We start from the raw sequence: 489 nt of genomic DNA, 5'->3' as shown, positions 1-489 counted from the left end.
TGCCAGGAACCATAGCCGTTGTTGTGCAAATGACAGAGGCAAATATTCACTATCTGTATGACTGATTTTAAGAATATGATCAGATGTAGACTCGATATCACCACTAGATAATGATTTATATTTATCACCTAAGCTTTTATACTTTCTTATATCGATATCCTGAAGCGATAACTCATTTAAATTTAAATGGATGCCTTTCTTCATTTTTTGTCTCCAGAAAGTTTTTTTGCTATAAATACGCTGATATATATGTCTGAGAAACCTGATAACATAGGGAAATCGAAAATAGCTTTTAGACTTATCGACAAACCAGTATCCATACTTAATTTGTTAATTAATTTAATCGCCAATAGGGAATTTCCACCCAGGGCAAAGAATGAGTCATGCCGGCTTATCTGCGACACGCCCAGCAGTTCGGACCAAATAGCGGCCATCATTTCCTCAACTCCCCCCTGCGGGGCCTCATAGGCTTCGCGGGCAAAGGCTTCG

Annotated in this window: 2 protein-coding genes; both read right to left on the bottom strand. The window is 39.1% G+C overall.

The annotated features are described in order from the left end of the window. Nucleotides 1-204 (bottom strand): hypothetical protein (locus GJV78_RS22825; RefSeq protein WP_155110333.1); only part of this gene is annotated, 204 nt, incomplete at its 3' end. Then, nucleotides 201-489: phosphopantetheine-binding protein (locus GJV78_RS22820; RefSeq protein ID WP_155110332.1), on the bottom strand; the 289-nt coding region annotated here is incomplete at its 5' end. The genes GJV78_RS22825 and GJV78_RS22820, both read right to left, overlap by 4 nt.

Source organism: Intestinirhabdus alba, from assembly GCF_009711095.1.
GTDB classification, from domain to species: Bacteria; Pseudomonadota; Gammaproteobacteria; order Enterobacterales; family Enterobacteriaceae; genus Intestinirhabdus; species Intestinirhabdus alba.
Note: the sequence above shows the minus strand (reverse complement) of the source record. Positions and strands in the feature narration are given on the sequence as shown.